The sequence below is a fragment of the Dyadobacter sp. Leaf189 genome (assembly GCF_001424405.1).
GTDB lineage: Bacteria > Bacteroidota > Bacteroidia > Cytophagales > Spirosomataceae > Dyadobacter.
The window spans coordinates 605,310-624,314 of the sequence record NZ_LMPS01000004.1 but is presented as its reverse complement, the minus strand read 5'-3'; the positions used below and the strand labels follow the sequence as shown (position 1 = coordinate 624,314).

22 protein-coding genes are annotated in these 19,005 nt (G+C 47.3%); 12 read left to right on the top strand and 10 right to left on the bottom strand.

Annotated elements, in window-relative coordinates; translation table 11 throughout:
- Positions 1-56: 56 nt before the first annotated feature.
- From ASG33_RS11960 to ASG33_RS11940, 5 genes are all read right to left on the bottom strand, one after another.
- Positions 57-1,793 carry a PQQ-dependent sugar dehydrogenase gene (locus tag ASG33_RS11960; protein ID WP_056284954.1) on the bottom strand — a complete coding sequence of 579 codons (1,737 nt, stop codon included), beginning with the start codon at positions 1,791-1,793 and terminating at the stop codon, positions 57-59.
- Positions 1,794-2,000: 207 nt separating this feature from the next.
- Positions 2,001-3,251, bottom strand: coding sequence for an amidohydrolase/deacetylase family metallohydrolase (locus tag ASG33_RS11955; protein WP_056284951.1), 1,251 nt, complete (start codon positions 3,249-3,251; stop codon positions 2,001-2,003).
- A gap of 30 nt (positions 3,252-3,281) precedes the next feature.
- Complete coding sequence (locus tag ASG33_RS11950; RefSeq protein ID WP_056284948.1) at positions 3,282-4,502, bottom strand: aminotransferase class V-fold PLP-dependent enzyme; 1,221 nt, start codon at positions 4,500-4,502, stop codon at positions 3,282-3,284.
- Between the two features lie 257 nt (positions 4,503-4,759).
- On the bottom strand, positions 4,760-5,860 hold the full coding sequence (locus ASG33_RS11945) for a lactonase family protein (protein ID WP_229238624.1): 1,101 nt from the start codon (positions 5,858-5,860) through the stop codon (positions 4,760-4,762).
- Positions 5,861-5,881: 21 nt separating this feature from the next.
- A complete protein-coding gene (locus tag ASG33_RS11940) occupies positions 5,882-6,616 on the bottom strand; it encodes a carbohydrate-binding family 9-like protein (protein WP_056284946.1) in 735 nt (244 codons plus the stop codon).
- 210 nt (positions 6,617-6,826) lie between these two features.
- Between ASG33_RS11940 and ASG33_RS11935 the strand changes: the two genes are divergently transcribed.
- The 4 genes from ASG33_RS11935 to ASG33_RS11920 all read left to right on the top strand — a co-directional run bounded on the left by ASG33_RS11935 (position 6,827) and on the right by ASG33_RS11920 (position 10,264).
- Positions 6,827-7,132 carry a hypothetical protein gene (locus ASG33_RS11935; RefSeq protein ID WP_056284942.1) on the top strand — a complete coding sequence of 102 codons (306 nt, stop codon included), beginning with the start codon at positions 6,827-6,829 and terminating at the stop codon, positions 7,130-7,132.
- 133 nt (positions 7,133-7,265) lie between these two features.
- Positions 7,266-8,795: an MFS transporter gene (locus ASG33_RS11930; protein WP_056284938.1), complete on the top strand. Its 1,530-nt coding sequence runs from the start codon at positions 7,266-7,268 to the stop codon at positions 8,793-8,795.
- A gap of 30 nt (positions 8,796-8,825) precedes the next feature.
- On the top strand, positions 8,826-9,077 hold the full coding sequence (locus ASG33_RS11925) for a DUF6814 family protein (RefSeq protein WP_056284936.1): 252 nt from the start codon (positions 8,826-8,828) through the stop codon (positions 9,075-9,077).
- Between the two features lie 2 nt (positions 9,078-9,079).
- The gene (locus ASG33_RS11920) at positions 9,080-10,264 is read left to right on the top strand and encodes an acetyl-CoA C-acyltransferase (protein ID WP_056284932.1); all 1,185 of its coding nucleotides are present in this window, start codon (positions 9,080-9,082) and stop codon (positions 10,262-10,264) included.
- Here ASG33_RS11920 and ASG33_RS11915 read toward each other — a convergent pair whose 3' ends face one another.
- Positions 10,265-10,768, bottom strand: a complete 504-nt coding sequence (locus ASG33_RS11915; RefSeq protein ID WP_056284928.1) for a GtrA family protein — start codon at positions 10,766-10,768, stop codon at positions 10,265-10,267.
- A gap of 197 nt (positions 10,769-10,965) precedes the next feature.
- Here ASG33_RS11915 and ASG33_RS11910 point away from each other — a divergent pair, with 197 nt between their 5' ends.
- A complete protein-coding gene (locus ASG33_RS11910) occupies positions 10,966-11,484 on the top strand; it encodes a hypothetical protein (RefSeq protein WP_056284925.1) in 519 nt (172 codons plus the stop codon).
- A gap of 12 nt (positions 11,485-11,496) precedes the next feature.
- The gene (locus ASG33_RS11905; protein ID WP_056284922.1) at positions 11,497-12,012 is read left to right on the top strand and encodes a hypothetical protein; all 516 of its coding nucleotides are present in this window, start codon (positions 11,497-11,499) and stop codon (positions 12,010-12,012) included.
- Between the two features lies 1 nt (position 12,013).
- On the opposite strand, the gene ASG33_RS11900 is transcribed toward ASG33_RS11905, so the two are convergent.
- The 3 genes from ASG33_RS11900 to ASG33_RS11890 all read right to left on the bottom strand — a co-directional run bounded on the left by ASG33_RS11900 (position 12,014) and on the right by ASG33_RS11890 (position 15,209).
- Positions 12,014-13,021, bottom strand: coding sequence for an SMP-30/gluconolactonase/LRE family protein (locus ASG33_RS11900; protein ID WP_056284918.1), 1,008 nt, complete (start codon positions 13,019-13,021; stop codon positions 12,014-12,016).
- Positions 13,022-13,082: 61 nt separating this feature from the next.
- Positions 13,083-14,621, bottom strand: a complete 1,539-nt coding sequence (locus ASG33_RS11895) for an alpha-amylase family glycosyl hydrolase (RefSeq protein ID WP_056284915.1) — start codon at positions 14,619-14,621, stop codon at positions 13,083-13,085.
- A gap of 9 nt (positions 14,622-14,630) precedes the next feature.
- Positions 14,631-15,209 (bottom strand): nucleoside triphosphate pyrophosphatase, encoded by a 579-nt coding sequence (locus ASG33_RS11890; RefSeq protein WP_056284912.1) that lies wholly within the window; start codon positions 15,207-15,209, stop codon positions 14,631-14,633.
- Between the two features lie 134 nt (positions 15,210-15,343).
- Between ASG33_RS11890 and ASG33_RS11885 the strand changes: the two genes are divergently transcribed.
- Both ASG33_RS11885 and ASG33_RS11880 read left to right on the top strand, forming a co-directional pair.
- Positions 15,344-15,802, top strand: coding sequence for a MarR family winged helix-turn-helix transcriptional regulator (locus tag ASG33_RS11885; RefSeq protein WP_056284909.1), 459 nt, complete (start codon positions 15,344-15,346; stop codon positions 15,800-15,802).
- Between the two features lie 60 nt (positions 15,803-15,862).
- Positions 15,863-16,471: a YceI family protein gene (locus tag ASG33_RS11880; protein ID WP_056286435.1), complete on the top strand. Its 609-nt coding sequence runs from the start codon at positions 15,863-15,865 to the stop codon at positions 16,469-16,471.
- A gap of 59 nt (positions 16,472-16,530) precedes the next feature.
- On the opposite strand, the gene ASG33_RS11875 is transcribed toward ASG33_RS11880, so the two are convergent.
- The gene (locus ASG33_RS11875; protein WP_056284906.1) at positions 16,531-16,980 is read right to left on the bottom strand and encodes a type I restriction enzyme HsdR N-terminal domain-containing protein; all 450 of its coding nucleotides are present in this window, start codon (positions 16,978-16,980) and stop codon (positions 16,531-16,533) included.
- 51 nt (positions 16,981-17,031) lie between these two features.
- On the opposite strand from ASG33_RS11875, the gene ASG33_RS11870 reads away from it, so the two are divergent.
- The 4 genes from ASG33_RS11870 (at position 17,032) to ASG33_RS11855 (ending at position 18,952) form a co-directional block, all read left to right on the top strand.
- On the top strand, positions 17,032-17,805 hold the full coding sequence (locus tag ASG33_RS11870) for an AMP nucleosidase (protein ID WP_056284903.1): 774 nt from the start codon (positions 17,032-17,034) through the stop codon (positions 17,803-17,805).
- 15 nt (positions 17,806-17,820) lie between these two features.
- The gene (locus tag ASG33_RS11865) at positions 17,821-18,192 is read left to right on the top strand and encodes a globin (protein ID WP_056284901.1); all 372 of its coding nucleotides are present in this window, start codon (positions 17,821-17,823) and stop codon (positions 18,190-18,192) included.
- Between the two features lie 95 nt (positions 18,193-18,287).
- Positions 18,288-18,584: a type II toxin-antitoxin system HigB family toxin gene (locus tag ASG33_RS11860; RefSeq protein ID WP_056284898.1), complete on the top strand. Its 297-nt coding sequence runs from the start codon at positions 18,288-18,290 to the stop codon at positions 18,582-18,584.
- Between the two features lie 2 nt (positions 18,585-18,586).
- Positions 18,587-18,952, top strand: a complete 366-nt coding sequence (locus ASG33_RS11855; RefSeq protein ID WP_056284895.1) for a type II toxin-antitoxin system HigA family antitoxin — start codon at positions 18,587-18,589, stop codon at positions 18,950-18,952.
- Positions 18,953-19,005: the final 53 nt, after the last annotated feature.

The following is a 19,005-nucleotide window of genomic DNA, read 5'->3' as shown; positions in this document are numbered from 1 at the left end:
AATACTCAATTGCCGGAGAGTAATATCCACTTAATGAGGTTGGAAGGAGAAAAGCATTACTTCAAACTATCTGTGACTGCACGTACACGGGCAACTTCCTCGGTACTTACGGACCCCGCACTATTGCCAAAATTGGTCCGGATATGCGTCAGTACCTCTGAGATCTCCTCGTCTTTTAAAAAACTGTGCTGGGGCATTACATTGTTATAAGATTGTCCCTTCACTTCGATCGGACCTTCCAGTCCTTTCAACAATACATTGATCAGCTTATCCTTATCGCCGGTCACCCACTCGGAGCCACCCAGCGGAGGGAACCGCTGCGAATCGCCCATTCCATTGCGCTGATGGCAGGCGGAGCAGTACACACTGTATACATTGCTGCCGGCCACGGGTTTGTCTTTATCCAGGTTATCATTGGTAAAATCGGGGGTGCGGATGTGTGTAAGTGACTTCCGTTTTTCCATTTTGGCCAATGCGTTTTTTGGAAACTTTTTCTTGTTCCCGGTATAAGTTATTTTCCAGATTTTACCTTTTTCTGTTTCCGCAATATAGATCGAGCCGTCAGGTCCCATAGCAATTCCCATCGGCCGGTACACAGCGTCACTTACATTCACGATCGGATCAATTCCTGCAAAACCATCTGCAAAAATCTCGTATTCACCTGCTGGTTTGCCGTTTTTGAATGGAACGAAGCCGATGAAGTAGCTTGACTGCGGATAAGGCGCCCGGTTAGTCGATCCATGGAATGCGATAAAAGATCCATTCAGGTAACGTTCGGGAAACTGGCGGCCGCGGTAAAAGAGAAGGTCGTTTGGAGCCCAGTGTCCGGGAAATCCGATCAGCGGTTTCTCATATTGTCCGCAATCTCCTGTCAGTTTTCCATCGCCGCCATATTCCGGGTTGAGTACCTTTTTACCCTGCATCTGGTCCCAGTAACAATAGGGCCAGCCGGCGTGAGTGCCTTCTTTTATTCTTAAAAACTCTTCCGAGGGAAGCATTGCGCTTTGCCAGCCATTAAAAAGCTGCGGCCACAATCTCAGCAGATCGTCGCGCCCGTGTTGCAGTGCGTAAAGATTATTATCAGCAAAATTCCAATCCATTCCCACAATGCTCCTGAGCCCGGTCGCAAATTTCACCCCGTCTTTCTGGTGCTGTCCCGGCTTGCTGGCATCAAACTTCCAAATGCCGCCGTGGTCTTCCAGGATCGGACAGGGAGTCATTCCCTTGGAACCTGGCGTGCGGTTTTCTTCCTGGCATGCATTGGAATTGGCGCCAAAGGGCACATACATAAAACCTTTATCATCAAAAGTCAGCGGTTTGGCGATGTGCTCGTGCATGCCGTGCGGGTGATCGTCTGTTAGTATCACTTCTTCTTCACTCTGCGGAATCAGGTCGCCGGGCGTGAGTTTGTACCGGTAAACCACCAGCTCAGAACTGAAATACAGGTAGCCATTATAAATGCGCATGGCAGTACCATAAGCATGTTCCCGCGCCTTTCCTCCGAAACGTTTGATAATATCTGCCCGCCCGTCGTCGTTGGTATCCCGCAATGCAATCACCGATTCACCGGCATTGGCAAACCGGGCTTTTACATAAATATCGCCATTGTCATTCACCGCAATATGTCGCGCCCGCCCCGGCAGGCTGTCTACAACAACTACTGCTTCGAAACCTTCGGGAAGGAAAAGTCCGCCATTCTTCGAATTGACGGGTTCGTTGCTATCATTCTGAGTAAAACCGGCGACGCCAACAACAAGAGCGAGGAGAGAGTACTTAAAAAAACGTTTGTTCATAGAGTTTAGGGGGATTTGACTTTTGCGGTTTTAACTGTTCGGTTACTCCCTCGCCTTTTTGTCACCCTGAGCGGACCGGGCCGCCGTGCGGTCGAAGGGACGTGCTAATTGCCCTTCGACTGCGCTCAGGGTGACAAGCTTCGACTCCGCTCAGCATGACAAAAGCGGTCATCTAACATCTAAAAGCCAATAGCTAACAGCTAACAGCTACTTCAAATAAATCGGCTTTGCAATACCGTTCAAATCATACACGATCTTGCCTCCCATGACGGTCATTTCGCATTCCAGCTTTTCCTTGCCTTCCATTTTGTAGCCTGTTTTATCATAATACCCGAAGTTCCCTTTCCGCATGGAGAAAATAGCTACGTCGGCAATGGCGCCTTCTGAAATGTGGCCGAGGTTTTCTCTGTGGATTACTTTCGCTGGTTCCCAGGTACTTGCCTTGATCACGGAAGGCAGGTCCATTCCCATTACATAAAACTTTGACATAATGCTCAGCATATCTTTCATAGAGCCGTTCATACTGCCGGTATGCAGGTCAGTGCTGATCGTGTTGGGTAAAAAGCCCGACTTCACGGCCGGTATCGCCTGTGAATAATTGAAGCTAGCGCCGCCATAACCCACGTCGAAAATGATCCCTTTCTTCCGCGCTTCAATAGCAAATGGTTTCACCTTTTTAGTCGCTTCATCCACGATCGTTTCTCTTACATTTCCTTCCAGCAGCGTATAAGCGTGCGTAAAAATGTCGCCCGCGCGCAGATGTTTCATGAAAAGATCTTCCAGCGGCAAAGGCGGTGTGCTGCCCCCGAAATCTACCATAACCGGCATATTCGCGAGTTTGCCGGCTTTCACTGCATTATCAACCGGTTTCCAGTCGGGTCCCATGAAGTGGGCTACTTTGAAGCCTACCACGTCATTTTTGTTTCTCAAAGCGACAGCCGCCGCGAGCGCCGGGTCCATATCACTCGTATCCTGCTCCATCTGGCCGCCGCTCATCCCTTTGCCCACAATATTCATGAAGGAAAGAACGCGCGTTCTCGAGTTGAAAATGACATTGTTTTTGAAATCGTCAAAGTTGGTCCAGCCTGCGCCGCCTGCATCTACAATGGTAGTTACACCTACACGAAATGTAAAACCGTCAGGGGGCAATGCAGTGAAGCTGTTGCTGAGGTAGTGGTTAACCTCCGTACCAAAGAAAACGTGACCGTGAATGTCGATCAGGCCGGGCGTTACATACATTCCCTTTGCATCCACTACCTGCCTCGCTTCCTTAGGATCAATGTCTTTGGCGACTTTTTTGATCTTTCCTTCAAAGATCCCCACATCCATGACCTGGTTGATGTTGTTTTTGGGATCGATAACAGTTCCGCCTTTGATCAGAATGCTATAAGTCTGCGCGTCGGCAACAAGGCTGGACAAGCCCGACAGCAGGCAAATCAGTATTAACTTAAACTTCATTATGATGGGTTTAGAAATGGTCGTATTACTTTAAACAACTGCTTTCGACAGCTCTTCCTTTAATCTTGCCGCAACGATCTTTTCCTCGCCGGGTTTTAGCATCCAGGTAGTAATCGTCAATGTATTGTTCTCGCCGGGCATGATCTCGATCGAAGGATTTCCGTCGCGCAGGTTCTGGTGCAATACTTTCACGGGCAGTGCAACTTTGGTCGCATCCCACGAAATGCGCAGGGTAGGAGTATGGTTTCCAAGTTCCGGTACAAATTTTTCCACCTCAACTCCGGCTACGCTTTTAGCTGCATTGGTAATCGTGGCAGCGCGATCTTCCCATATCTTCCATTCCTTTTTGTGGTCCATTTTGACAAACTTGTCAAGCGCCACATACATCCCCAGGATCTCTTCCTTATTCACTTTCATACCGCGCCCGATGGTCGACCCGCGTGGCGGCATGCTCAGCCTTGCCGCGTCGATCAGGTGTTTTTTACCCATCAGGATACCTGCGCTCTGTGGTCCGCGCATCGCTTTTCCACCCGAAACGCACACCAGGTCAAAGCCCATATCATTGAATTTCCAGAGATTTTCAACAGGGGGCACGTCGGCTGCCATATCGATCATCGTAGGGATACCATTTTTCTTCGCGATCTCCACCCATTGCTGGTGATTGATCTGTCCTTTGTCCGACTGGATATGCAGAAACCACATCAATGCGGTTTTTTCAGTAATTACTTTTTGTAGTTCCTCAACCGTTTCAATTTCTATGATCTTGCAGCCTGTATTGGTCAGAGCGTGGGAGTAGCCGATATTATGGCCTTTCTGAATGATCACCTCTGATTTCATTCCGGTACCTTCCAAATGCGGTAGTGCCTCCACTTTCTTCTGGTCCATTCCTGTAAGCACACCGGCTAGCCCGAGTGTAAGTGCTGAGAAGCAGCCAGCAGTTACCACTGCTGATTCCGCGTGGGTCAATGCAGCAATTTTCTCACCTACTTTGGTCTGCACTTCGTCGAGCATCATGAAATCCTTGGATGCGCCCTGGATCGTCTCCATTACTTCCTCGTGCATCAGTGAGCCGGTCATCATCGTGTAGGTACCCGCGGCATTGATAAAAGTACGTATCCCGAGTTCCTTTGCCAGGTTCCTGGCTGGTACCTTGGCCAGCATACCTGCAGCTTCTGCATTGTTCTGTCCCAAAAACCCGCCAAGAAGAGGAACGGCGGACAAGTGTTTGATTAAATCCCTGCGATTGATCATAAAATATGAACTGAATTGAGTTGGCTGAACTATTTTAAATCCTTGTAATAAAGGATGCAGAAAATATGCGTGAATACTCGCTTCGTAGCTTTATTTTTTTTTGATATACGCAAAATAAGAAATAAAGTTTGGTCAATGCAGGCTTTGTGGTGCTTTTGTTCCGGCCGGATCGTGTGTAAATGAATAAGGCAGATAGCACATGCTATCTGCCTTATTATCAGCTGTAAAACTGAATTTAAGAAATGTACTAAGCAGGTTTATGGAAGGATCAGCTGTTTCACACAAACAGGAGTCGGTACACTGATTTCCTTGCCGGTGTAAGTGAGCTGGCCGTTTGTTTTGTCCCTTTTGAAGAATACGGCATTATCATTGTCGCGGTTAGTAACTATGACAAAGTCACCCTTTTCGTCGATCAGGAAGTTACGCGGGTGCTTTCCGTGGGTATCTGCGTGACCAGCCAGCGTAAGTTTTCCGGTACTTGCATTCACGCTGTAAATCACCAGGCTTTCATGTCCGCGGTTGGACGCATACAGGAATTTTCCGTCGGGAGAAAAATGGATATCCGCTGCAAAGCTTTTCCCCGAAAAATCAGCGGGAAGCATGGATATCCTTTCCAATGGAACCAATGCACCCGAGTTTTTGACAATCTTGAATGAGTTTACCACAGAACCGAGCTCGCCGGCAGAATAGCCAAAGTTTCCGTTCGGATGAATTGCAAAATGCCGGGGACCGTCGCCTTTTTTCACCTCGGCATAAGGAACAGCTGCGGGAGTGAGCTTACCCGTTTTTGGGTCCACAGCGTACACCATAATCTTGTCAATGCCCAGATCCGACGCATAAACGAAGTTTCCGTCTGCGGAAGGAATCATGGAATGCATGTGCGGCTTCTGACCTTCTCCACCTTTGTCCTGAATGGTATCGGCCAATGCGCCCAGACTACCATCCTGGTTGAGGCGGTACACCGCGAGGTCGCCGCTGCCGTAGTTGGACAAATAAACAAAGCGTCCTTTGGGATCTACACCTACGTGGCAGGGGCCGTTTCCGTGTGTCGGCTGCGTGTTCAATGCAGTCAGTTTGCCGGTTGCAGGATCAATGGCGTAAGCGGTAACAGAGCCGGTCCCTTCATTGGCTGCGTACAGGAATTTTTTGTTTGGATGAACTTCCAGGAATGACGGGCTGGTTTTGCTGGTTACCACCTGCAATTCTTTGAAGGACATATTGCTTCTATCCAGCTCATACACGTAAATACCTTCGCCTTTTTGGGTATAAGTGCCCAGGTACAGGATCTCTTTTTTGGATTGTGCAAATGAGGACATAGCGATGATCAGGCAGGAAATAGTCAGAATTATTGATTTCATCAGGTTGAATTGGTTTCGGTTTTATTCAAAAATTAACGTGCCGAATTTCTTGAATTCGTGAAAGCTGCCACCGGTTTTTTGCCAGGAATAATAGGCGGTTTCCGAATCGTAATCAATGCGGTAGAAATTGCCCCGCCATTTAGTACCCGATTTGGGGATAGAAGGCACAATGGGGTTCATCAACGCATAAGGAATGAAAAACTCGGCCTTCCAGCCTTCCACCGCGCCCATACTTTTCTTTTGTCCACCCTGTGCGCTGGTTTCGTGCTGGGTGCGGTTGCTCTCATTGTAAATCCAGGGTTTCCAGCCTTGCGCCTTTCCATTCAGGTTCGGGATCAGGATAGGCAGCTCGTAGTTCAACGGGGAAAGTTCGTATTCAAAATAAATGGGTACCGAGGTGTCCGGCCACAGAAATACCTCCACCACATCTTCTTTGAACAGCATACCGTAATCTTCCATAATCGTGGCTGTCAGCTTCTGATCGGTGCAGTCGAACAAGAAATAGATTCCTTTTTCAGAGTACATGATCTTGACTTTCGTAGGAAACTGCTTGCCCGGGCCGCGCTGGCCGGGACCTTTCTGAACGGTAATTTCAAACCATTTTGCCGAATCCCAGTTGCGGGCCGTGCCTTCGCCGTTTACCTTAAAGTCGGTGGTTTTTTTAATGATTAATGTGGAATCTGGTACTGCAAAGGCCAGCTGCCGGCTGTATAGGCAGGCCAGGAAGATGCAGGCAGTAAGGATCTTTTGAAACATGGATAAAAGTTTAGGAGTTTGAATGGACGAAAAGTAGTGTGGTTATTTTTGGTAAGGGGGGTAATTTCATTAGGTTTTTACATTTTACCAAACGATTACTGACGCATGCCGCAGGATCGATTCATTTGCATTAGTCGGCATTTTCAATTTTTTGGAATGATTATTTAAGAAATCCGGCAAAACATTAACGAACCTTAAACTGCAAATATCATGATACGCGAAAGAGGAGAACCTGCTATTCTGGATACCAGCAAACCAATATTGGAAGCGCCCGTATTCCCGGATTACCCACAAAATACACAACAGTCACGCCCCGTGGCAGAAGACCCTGATCTGGCTGGCAATGAGGATGAAGACGAAGAATACGTAGATGTGGACGAAGATGAAGATCTGACTGACGAAGACGGTACCGTTGCAGATGAATTTGACGATGATATCGAAAACCGGGAAGTCGTGATCGAAGACGGGGACGAGATTATCCCGCTGGATGAAGATGATGAAGACGACGAATTCTAGAATAAACATACCAATGTAATCAGAAAGCCCTTTGGACCAACTCCTGAGGGCTTTTGTTTTGGGTAATGAGTAATGCAAAGGGGGTTGTGCCTTATTCAGCTAAAATTGTTTTTTCTCCACCTTTCCCAAACCCATGCGTTCCGACAACCCAAATGTTACACAAAGCATTACGCAGGTAATTGCCGCTTCTTCACTTGGTACACTAATCGAATGGTATGATTTCTACATTTTCGGCAGCCTGGCAGTTATTATCGGGCAGCAGCTGTTTCCCAGTGATGCAGGTGCTTCCGCGCTGATCAACACATTGGCCATTTTCGCTGCCGGCTTTATTGTCCGACCTTTCGGCGCATTGGTTTTCGGCCGTTTGGGTGACCTGATCGGACGGAAATACACGTTTTTGCTTACGCTTGTTTTAATGGGCGGGTCTACCTTCCTGATCGGTCTGATCCCATCCTATTCCAGCATTGGGTACGCAGCGCCTATTCTGGTACTGATTCTCAGACTTGTTCAGGGGCTTGCATTGGGTGGTGAATACGGCGGTGCAGCTACTTATGTTGCTGAACACGCGCCTGTTGGCAGAAGAGGCTTTTTTACAAGCTGGATACAAACCACCGCCACACTCGGTCTGTTTCTTTCTCTCGGCGTGATCGTTCTGACGAAAAACCTACTCGGCGCGAAAGCATTTGCAGACTGGGGCTGGCGCATTCCCTTCCTTGTGTCGATCCTGCTCGTAGGCGTTTCGATTTACATCCGCATGAAAATGCATGAATCGCCTGTTTTTACCAAATTGAAGGCAGAGGGGAAAGTGTCCTCCAATCCATTGAAAGAGAGTTTTCAAAAGAAAGCTAATTTCAAAATGGTACTGCTGGCATTGTTCGGTGCCACGATGGGGCAGGGGGTAGTCTGGTATACCGGCCAGTTTTATGCACAGTCTTTCCTTGAAAATACCTGTAAGCTGGACTTTAACGAGTCGCGCTACATTCTGCTTTGGGCAATATTCTTTGCCACGCCATTTTTTGTGCTTTTTGGTTCGTGGAGTGATAAAGTAGGCCGCAAATGGATTATGCTCACTGGAATGCTGCTGGGAGTAATTTGTTACCGACCAATATATCAGTACTTTATTGATGCCACCAATGTGCGGGAAATGGAGAAAACCAGTCTCGCAAGTACCTCGGCTCCCGTGGAAGAGCGCAGCCTTGCGCCGAATGGAACCGACTCTTTAATGACCACCACGGTTACCAAAACCTTAACCAATGGAATGACCTTCAAAGAAGCGCAGACGGTTACACTTTCTGCCGAGCCGGAGGTAGTTACTCCCGAGTCTACCATCAAGGATGTGACGCTTTCGGGCTCTGCTTACGTGATCGTCATTCTGCTTGTATTCTTTCAGGTGTTGCTTGTTACGATGGTTTATGGCCCGATTGCCGCGTTTCTTGTGGAGCTTTTTCCTACCCAGATCCGGTACACTTCCATGTCGCTGCCTTACCATATCGGAAATGGCGTTTTTGGCGGTTTGGTACCGTTTATTGCTACGCTTGTCGCTTCATTCAGTGGCTCGACGCCGCTTTCAGGACTCTGGTACCCGATCGGCATAGCGGCCCTTTCGTTCGTGATCGGCGCCGTTTACATTGATAACCGGGTTGATAACAGTGTAATGGACTAAGGTTTTTTCGTTTTCAAAAATATTAAGACTATGAATGCATTAAAGAAGCTTTTAGGAATTGTGTGGATGTTGCTGGGACCTGTGATCATCATTTTTTTGTTTATGCAGGCAATGGACAAGATCGCAGCTGCTGCGGAAGGAATCGCCAGGACCAACACAACGCTCCAATGGTTTATCATCATTTTGATTTTCATTCCGATTTGCGCAGGACTGGTGATTTTCGGTTATTACGCCTGGAAAGGCGAGTATGACCACTTGCCCGAAAGTTCATCGGAGTTGTAATCATGAAGGAAGAAGTATATATCCTGTCTGCTGTGCGGACACCCATCGGAAGCTTTGGAGGCGCATTGTCATCGGTTCATGCGGCCAGGCTGGGCGCCACTGCTATTAAAGGTGCATTGGATCAGTCGGGTTTGAAACCGGATCAGGTGGACGAAGTGATCATGGGAAATGTCGTGTCGGCCAATCTCGGCCAGGCACCGGCGCGCCAGGCTGCGATATATGCGGGCTTGCCCACCAATGTAATTTGTACGACCGTAAACAAGGTATGCGCGTCGGGTATGAAGGCGGTTGTATTTGGAGCGCAGGCGATCCAGCTCGGCGATGCGGAAGTGGTAGTGGCGGGCGGAATGGAGAATATGTCGCAGATACCCTATTATTTACCCAAAGCGAGAAATGGATACGGGTATGGTCACGGTGAAATAACGGACGGTTTGCTGAAAGACGGGCTTACTGATGTTTACGATCAGATTGGTATGGGCGTTTGCGGCGACCGCACTGCTGACAAGTACGGGATTACCAGAGAGCAGCAGGACGAATTCGCCATATTATCGTACAAAAGGAGCGCGGAATCCAGTGCAAACGGGTCTTTCTCGCGCGAGCTTGTCCCTGTTGAAATACCCTCACCCAAAGGAGGAGACTCCACGTGGGTAGCTGAGGATGAAGAATTTAAAAAGGTCAAGTTTGAAAAGATCCCTTCACTGAAACCGGTATTTTCAAAGGAAGGTACGGTGACTGCCGCGAATGCATCTACGATCAACGACGGCGCAGCTGCATTAGTTTTGGCCGGTAGCAGTACGGTAGAGAAAGGGTCACTCAAACCGCTGGCGCGCATTGTCGCCTATGCCGATGCAGAGCAGGATCCGGCCTGGTTTACAACAACACCTGTGCTCGCTACTGAAAAGGTACTCGCCAAGGCAGGGTTATCAATTGAAGATATCGACTATTTCGAGGTAAATGAGGCGTTTGCAGTAGTAGCGCTGGCGTATATGCAAACTTTGAAACTGGACGTGAACAAGGTAAATATCTTCGGCGGCGCAGTGTCACTTGGCCACCCGCTGGGTGCATCCGGCGCGCGCATTCTTACCACGCTGCTTTCGGTACTGGAACAAAAAAACGGAAGGTACGGACTGGCCGCGATCTGTAATGGCGGCGGGGGAGCTTCTGCGGTAATTATTGAAAGATTGTAGTTACCGGATCAGCACTTTCAAGCGGTTGTAAAAACCTGTGCTTTTGAAAGTGAAAGTTTTGTGCAGAATATAGTTGCTGACAAAGCTGCAACCCTGTCCGAAAATGTAGCAGACCATTTCGGTAATATTTACATCCTTCTTCCCAAAGGGCAGCTTCGCTTCGTAAATGTCATAACCCAGGTAATGGGTAACAATGTAGTAAGAACCGTCGGCGCCTAGTTTTGTTACAAAAAGAGAGAAGGTGGCTACCATAAAAAATTTCACCATTTCGCGGCGCGTCTGATTGCTGCGGCGCGCGTCGAAAGCGAAAAGCTTCGTCAGGATAAATCCCCAAATTAAACCTACGAGGTAAGACGGTACAATGGAATCACTCCATGAAATACCAAACCAATCCTGAATTAAACTGCTGGAAACTAACTGGATAACTGCCCCGGTGCCTGCAACAAGAAAATAAGCTATTAAATCTTTTGCATTAAAAATCTTACTCTTTTCGACTTGGGTCACTGTGTGCGGCTGTTAGTTTTGAAATATGGCTGGCAATGCAAATAAGGCCCAATATTATGAAGAAAATGGTGTTGAACCAAAATCGTTCATTGAATTTGATTGATCGGAATGAAAGGTGAACTGCGGGCGGGATGGCACTGTTTTTGTTCCTGAAAAGGTATTCAGTCAATTCAATTTATTAAAACATGCCAGCCAGTATGAAAAAGCTACTACTTCTTTCCACCCTTTTTCTATTCGTTACAGATGCTTTTTCGCAAAGCCAGGATTGGGCATTGGGATTTGAAGTGGGTGAGCCAATTGCAGTAAGTGTGCGTAAATACGGAGAGCGCAATGCGCTGGATATCAGCTTTGGAACTTACATTGGATTGTTTAAAAGCAAAGATAATTACAAGGTGAGCAACGATGATATGGGCAGTGTGGGCGTGATGTTCAATGTAAGTTATGAATGGTACGTGCCTTTGTTCAACGAACGTATTTCTGCGTATGCGGGTCCGGGTGTGCAGGTCAATTCGAGGCGGTACTATCCCGACCGCAATGTGAAATCGGTGTATACTACCAACATTTCCACTGGTCCGTCGGCAACAGTAGGGCTGGAATTTTTCTTTGCCCAAAAACCGGCTTCATTCTTTGTAGAAGGTGGCGGGTATCTTGAACTGATCCCAAAATTCTTTTACTTCAATCCAAACCTCAGCATTGGTTTAAGACACAATTTTTAACCTGAACACTTCATGAATAAGCCATTTACAATTTTTCTGCTTGCGGTAGTTGCAGCACTCCAGATCTCCTGCTCGGCAACCCTGCAGAAAAGGTACGATCAACGGCACGGTACATCTACTTACGACTCCGATTCAGACCGTTACAGAAGTTCAAGGACGACAGGCTCCGACGATTCTTACCGCCGGGATTACGGCAAAATCAATGAAGGAAACTCCCGCGGTGCAGGAGACGCAGATTATAACCGGGATTTGGTTCTGCAGTACCAGGATATGGACAAGCTGGGGGAGGTAGTTTTGTATGAAATCAGCAACCTTGAAAAACGATGGGATAGTTTGATTGGTGAATACAAATCAGCACGTAACTCAGGAAGGCAGGTGATTTCTGATCAGCTCGATCGCATTGATGAGGACCAGAAAACACTTTACAAGGCTTACACGCACATTTACCGGGACGGAAAAAACAACTGGCCCGCCGTAAAATCGGAAGTAGAATCTACATTGAACTCCGTGCGACGGACCGACCGTTAAGTTACCAGCCTGCCCCTTTTGTTAGTGTTTTGATGCGGCAAACGTAACCGTCGACAGTCATGTATAACGTACTTCCGTCGCCTCCCCAGGCGCAGTTAGAAGTTAGCTCATTCATTTCAATCCGGCCCAGGAGTTTGCCTGTGGGTGTCAGGATCAGCATTCCGCCAGGCCCGGAAGACCACAGGTTTCCATCTTTATCTACCTTTAACCCGTCGGGCAGCCCGTTTTTGCCAGCTTTGAGCATGGGAGTGGCGTCATATACGAGTTTGCCTTTGCCCACTTTTCCGCTTGCGTCTACCGGATAAGACATGATAATTGCCTTCTCGGGATCGGACTGGGCTACATATAAGGTGTTCCCGTCAGGAGAAAAAGCGAGCCCGTTGGGTCTTGTCAGATCCGCGATTTCCTGGGTTACCGTCCCGTCTTTTGCGATCCTGTACACGCCAAACTGCGCAATTTCGCGCGACGGATCTTCGTGTTTTTTATTCAATCCGTAAGGTGGATCGGTGAAGTAGTAGCTTCCATTCGAATGCTCTGTTATATCGTTCGGGCTGTTAAACCGCTTTCCTGAAAAACGATCAGCCAGTGTAAGCTTGCCTCCAACCTGCAGCGGCATTGCCGAAATGCGTCGGTCGCCGTGTTCACAGGATACCAGCCTGCCTTTGCTATCGATAATCAATCCATTACTGCCGGGCTCGTCGCTGTAAACACCTTTTCCGGTATAGCCCGAAGTTTCAAGAAAAACAGATAACCCGCTTTTTTCTTCCCATTTGTAAACCCTGTTTTTGGGAACATCCGAAAAAAGTAAAAAGCCGCCTTCTTTCACCCAAACCGGGCCTTCTGACCAGTCGAATCCGGAGGCGAGTACCTCCACCTTTGTGTCTTTTGCAATCAGTTTTTCAAATGCCGCATCTTCAAAAATCACCTTACCCATTGTGGGATATTGCTTTTGGGCAAAGGCTGTATGTACGATTGTGAAGAATGCAAAAAGCTGAAACGCGATTTTCATAGACCGGAAAGTGTTTGGGCGGATTAGATAATTGAACAAAAAGCGGGCTGTGTTGCTGCAACTACTGTTCGGTAAGCTCAGATTTGAAGGTAACGGCCGCGGCAGTCAAAATCAGGCTGGCGTAAGGTGCCAGCAGTCCGCCAGTGAAGTCACCGGCAATTTTAGGATCATTGGTGAAAATGACTTCGTGCATATCCAGGAGGATGTTCGGTATCCTGATACTTTTGGTTGTACCTGACAAATTGTGAATGACGAGCACCGGTCGCGTGGGATGCGGGCGAAGAAATGCAAGCAGTTGTTCGTCAGACAGGTCTACCGGTGAAAGATTTGGGTTAATGATCTGGCATAACGCAGGTTCGGCTTTGCGCAGGCGGATCAATGTACGGTAATGGTGGTAAATGGACTGCGGGTCGGCGGCTTGCCTGGATAATGGAACGACGGTTTCAGAGGTAGTGAATTTCGCATTAATCCAGCCCGTAGTACCTGGCTCATCTTCCGGGCTCTCGGTCCACAAAAATGGCTCGCGAATGTGCGGATCGGGCTTTGAGCCCAGCATACCGATCTCTTCTCCATAGTAAATGTAGGGCTGGCCGGGCAGGGTAAGCAGGATACTGGCCGACAGCTTTATCTTATCCGGATGGTTGACCACCACACTTCCTATCCGCTCCTGATCGTGGTTGGTGAGCATTGTCGCGTCTATGAAATGCGGATTGTATTCGGCAAAAAGGGCGTAGCACGCATTGAGTTTTTCAATCAGCTCTTCGTCTTGTTCCTGCACCAGAATGCGCTGTAATGCAAAACTCAGGTCAAAGTGAAAGGTAGCGTCAAGGTGCTTGAAATAGGGTGCGACTTCCTCCGTCTCCGCCCAGACTTCCCCGACGGTAAATGCATTCGGATTGCTTTTCCTGATCAAACCGGCGAAGAAATCCCAGAATTCAAGACTATGCTGTTTTTCCCATTCAGGATAAATGTGCCGGGCTGCATCCAGCCTAAAACCATCCACGCCAATTTCGACCAGCCAGAAATCGATAATTTTTTCAAGCTCGGTCCGGAGCGCAGGGGAGTGGTAGTTGAGATCGGGCATTCCTTTGTAAAAAAGGCCGTAGTATTTCTGCTGATCTTCTGCATTCTCGTGCCAGGGATATACAACCTGCGAATCGTCGGAAGTTTCTCGTCGAGATATGCCTAGCGCGTCGATCTGCGGCGGTGTCATCCACCAATAAAACTGCCTGAAACGGTTATCCGGACTTTTGCGGGCTTCGGTAAACCACGGGTGCAGCGTACTGGTGTGGTTAACGATCAGGTCGAGGTATATCTCGATTTTCCTTTTGTGCGCTTCATAGAGCAGCCTCCTGAAATCGTAAATGGTGCCGTATTCAGGCTCGATTGCGAAATAATCGACCACATCGTACTTGTGGTAACTCGGCGATGGATGAATGGGAGTGAGCCAGATCGCTTCAATGCCCAGATCAGCCAGGTAATCAAGCTTTGAAATGATACCTTTCAGATCACCGATCCCGTCTCCATTCGAATCGCAGAAAGAGCGGACGAATATTTCATAACAAACACGCGGGATAAATTTTGATCTGTCGGCAATCATTGAACGTTTTTAATCCCTGAAAAAGGGTTTCAGCTTCTGGTAGACAATGTGAACAGGCAGGCCCATGATCGTGTAAAAAGAACCTTCGATTTTCTCAATGGCGGTCATTCCGATCCATTCCTGTATCCCGTAAGCACCTGCTTTATCAAACGGTTTGCATAGGTCAATATAGTAGGATATTTCCGAATCTTCGAGGTCGCGGAAATAAACTGTTGCTGTATCCGACACCGTTTCCAGCCCATTGTCCGACAGGATACTCACTGCGGTGACCACGTCATGTTTCTTGCCTGACAATAATCTCAGCATTTCGAAAGCTTCTGCTTCATCTGCGGGTTTCCCCAGAATCCGGTTCTCCGCTACTACCACCGTGTCGGCAGTCAGCACAATATCCCCCGGCCGCTTACCCCTGAATACCTCCGCCTTTGCACCTGATATATAGCCTGCAACTTCGTGGGTGGGCATCTCTGCCGGAAAACTCTCGTCGATAGGGAGCACGTCCACTGTAAAATCAAAGCCGAGATCGGTGAGGAGCTGCTTTCTGCGTGGTGAGTTGGACGCGAGGATTACTGGTTTTCGGAGGTAAATCATTGAAACGTAGCTGAATGGGTTTTGTAAAATGTCTTTGCTGAAAATATTTTCAGCAGCAAGGAACTATCAAAGAATAAATAGATGTTACAACATTAAATGTATATACATATTATTTGCATTTAAAGCCCGACACCATGTCAATTGAAACTGATATCAAACAAAAAAAATTTCGGAGCCCGTACCAGCGACTTGCACTGAACTTGATTTATACGACCAATTGGCTGGAATATAAGCAGCTCGAATTTTTCAAGGGCCACGATATCACGTCACAGCAATATAATGTACTGCGCATTTTGCGCGGACAGGGTAATACGCCAATCAAGGTCAGTGACATTACCGAGCGTATGCTCGACCGGAATTCGAATACGTCGAGACTGGTTGACAAGTTACTTGCCAAAAATCTGGCAAAGCGCAGTTCCTGCGAAAAAGACAGGCGCGCCGTGGATGTGCTGATCACAGAGGAGGGACTGAGGTTGCTTGCCGAACTGGATCCTTACGTGGATCAATGGGAAGACAGGTTCAATATCATCACGCCAGAAGAAGCAGATCAGATCAGTGCCCTGCTTGACAAGGTCAGGGAAGCCGAACAATAATTTTCACTCAAAACAATAATCACAATAAACAATTCAATTTAAATTACAATGAAAACTACAATGAAATCAGTGAGATTTTTCTTTGCCTCCCTTGCAGTTGCTGCGTTTGTTTCTGCCTCTGTTTCTGCTGAGGACGGTAAAAAAGCCACTAATCTGAAAGTAAACACCTCAAAAAGCGAGCTTACCTGGGTAGGAAAGAAAGTAACTGGCGAGCATACAGGAAAAATTGCATTGAAAGAAGGTACAATTACGCTTGATGGCGCTAAATTGACTGGCGGTAAATTCGTTGCCGACCTGACCAGCATTACTTGTACTGACCTTACCGATAAAGAATACAACGGAAAGCTGATCGGTCACTTGAAATCTGATGATTTCTTTTCTGTTGAAAAACACCCGACTGCTACTTTCGTAGTAACAAAAGCTGCTCCGAAATCTGCTGGTGTTTACGACGTAACCGGTGATTTGACGATCAAAGGAATTACCAAGCCTGTTACTTTCCCGGTAACTGTAAAAACTACTGCAAATGGTGCAGAAGCGACTGGTAAGATGGTAGTTGACCGTTCTAAATACGATATCAAATACAACTCAAAATCGTTTTTCGACAACCTGGGCGACAAAATGATCAATGATGATTTTACAATCGACGTGAAATTAGTAGCGGCGAAATAATTTTTCATGGCTAATAATAATTTGGCAAAGCCTGTCCGTTTGTGACAGGCTTTCCTTTTTTACAGGTTATTTTCCCGGTAAGCAGGAAAATCGTCCATGAAGCTGATTTGTCCTTCGAGAGCCTGGAAACAATAGTGGCTCATGCCGTTGGTTACTGCCAAAAACCGGGGTTGAAGTGTAAAATTATACCGGCTGATCTGCGCGAAGGTTGCCTCAGTAACAGGTACAAACGGCGCTTTGCATTCCACCAGTAAAAAGGGGAGGGAGTTGGAAGACAGGACCATGATATCCGTCCTTTTCGACAGCGAATTGTATTGCAGGCCGGTCTCTATCGCGAACAGGGATTTGGGGTAACCGTAGTGTGTAATCAGCAAATGGATGAAATGCTGGCGTACCCATTCTTCCGGCGTGAGGGTTACGAATTTCCTGCGTATAATATCGAAAATATGCGGTTTCCCATTAACCTGTTTAACTTTATAGGCAAATGCTGGGAGGTTCAAGGATTCCATAAAACGAAGATACACATCACAGCAGCCCCAGCCAATTAACTGTCTGAAATCATGACTACCAAAGAGCAAATCGTCGAAAACTGGCTCCCGCGCTATACGGGAACGCCGGTAGAAGAGTTTGGGAATTATATCCTGCTGACCAATTTTGGAAATTATGTAACCATGTTTGCGGAGAAGTTTGATGTGCCTGTAAAAGGGCACGGACGTGCGATGCAAACTGCTACTGCTAAGGACATTACCATTATCAATTTTGGAATGGGAAGTCCGATGGCGGCTACTGTCATGGACTTGCTGTCTGCGATTAATCCCAAGGCTGTACTGTTCCTGGGTAAATGCGGCGGACTGAAAAAGACGCAGGTAGGCGACCTGATCCTGCCGATTGCGGCCATTCGCGGCGAAGGTACGAGCGACGATTATATGCCGCCTGAAATTCCTGCATTGCCTTCATTCCGGCTCCAAAGTACGGTATCGGCCAGTATCAAAAAGCACAAAATGGATTATTGGACGGGCACTGTTTACACAACCAACCGAAGGATCTGGGAGCACGACGCGGAGTTTAAAGAGTACCTGCGTGCAATCCGCGCAATGGCGATCGATATGGAAACCGCAACGATTTTTATTGTTGGATTTGCCAATTCCATTCCGCACGGCGCATTGTTGCTTGTTTCAGATAATCCGCTTGTACCAGAGGGCGTGAAGACGGAAGAGAGCGATAAAAAAGTGACCACCAACTTTGTTAAAAAACATCTTGACATCGGCATTGAGGCCTTGACAGAACTGGCGCGCTCGGGCGAGTCTGTGAAGCATATGCGTTTTGATAATTAGAATTTGCAGATCAGAATGGAAAACCAAACATTATACGAACGCATCGGCGGAGATGCAGCACTGCGCCAGCTGACAGACGATTTCTATGACCTCGTTTTCAGCCACGAACTTATTTCGCGTTTGTTTAAGACGGATAAGGATTTGATCAAGGAAAAGCAGCGGTTGTTTTTGACACAGTTCCTGGGTGGTCCGCAGCTTTATTCAGAAGTATACGGTCACCCGATGATGCGCGCCCGCCACATGCCCCATACAATCTCGGAAGACGACGCGGTAGCCTGGCTGCAATGCATGTCGGAAGCAGTTGGCAAGTTGCCGATAGATAACGAATTAAAAGACGAGCTCTTCGACCGTTTTCCGCGGACCGCGTTTTTTATGGTGAATAGCTGAGGGGGATAAAATTTGATTGTGACCTTTTGTGAAAGCAAGCGTCTAAATAGAGTTCTCATTTTGGGAACTTTTGTTATTTTTGACCTTGCATATTCATGAAGCGAATTTTTGCGAAAAGCACCTTAGTTGAGTACTGGCAAACTCATCCTGACACAGAACAATGTCTTAAAATTTGGTATAAGACAATTTTGATGAATGATTTCAAATCGCCTGCTGAGATCAAGCTTGTCTTTGGTACTGCCAGTATTTTGAAAAATGGCAGAATTGTATTCAACATAAAAGGTAATTCGCACAGGCTGATAGCGCAATTTGATTTTGGTAAACAGCTTGTGTACATCCGTTTCGTAGGTACGCATAAGGAATATGACAGGATCAATGCAAATACAATTTAGCTATGCTTAAACTAATCAAGACAGAAGAACAGTACCGTACTTCTTTGAAGCGGCTGGGAGAAGTTTTCAATGCACCTGTTGGCTCGCCGGAAAGTGACGAGGCTGATGTGCTTGCGTTGCTCGTTGGGGCTTATGAAGATGAATATTATCCGATCGGAGAGCCTGACCCAATTGAGACAATCAAAATCCGAATGGAAGAAATGCAGTTGAAGCAGATTGATTTGGCGGAAGCAGTAGGAGGGAAAAGCCGCGTGTCAGAAATATTAAACAAGAAACGAAAATTAACGGTCGACATGATCAGAAATCTTTCGGTATTGCTGCATGTATCGGTAAGTAGCTTAATTGGCGATTATCAATTAGAGCGGTAAGCTTTCAGCATATAATGGCTGAAACAATTAAGTACCCTCACAAGTAACTTTTT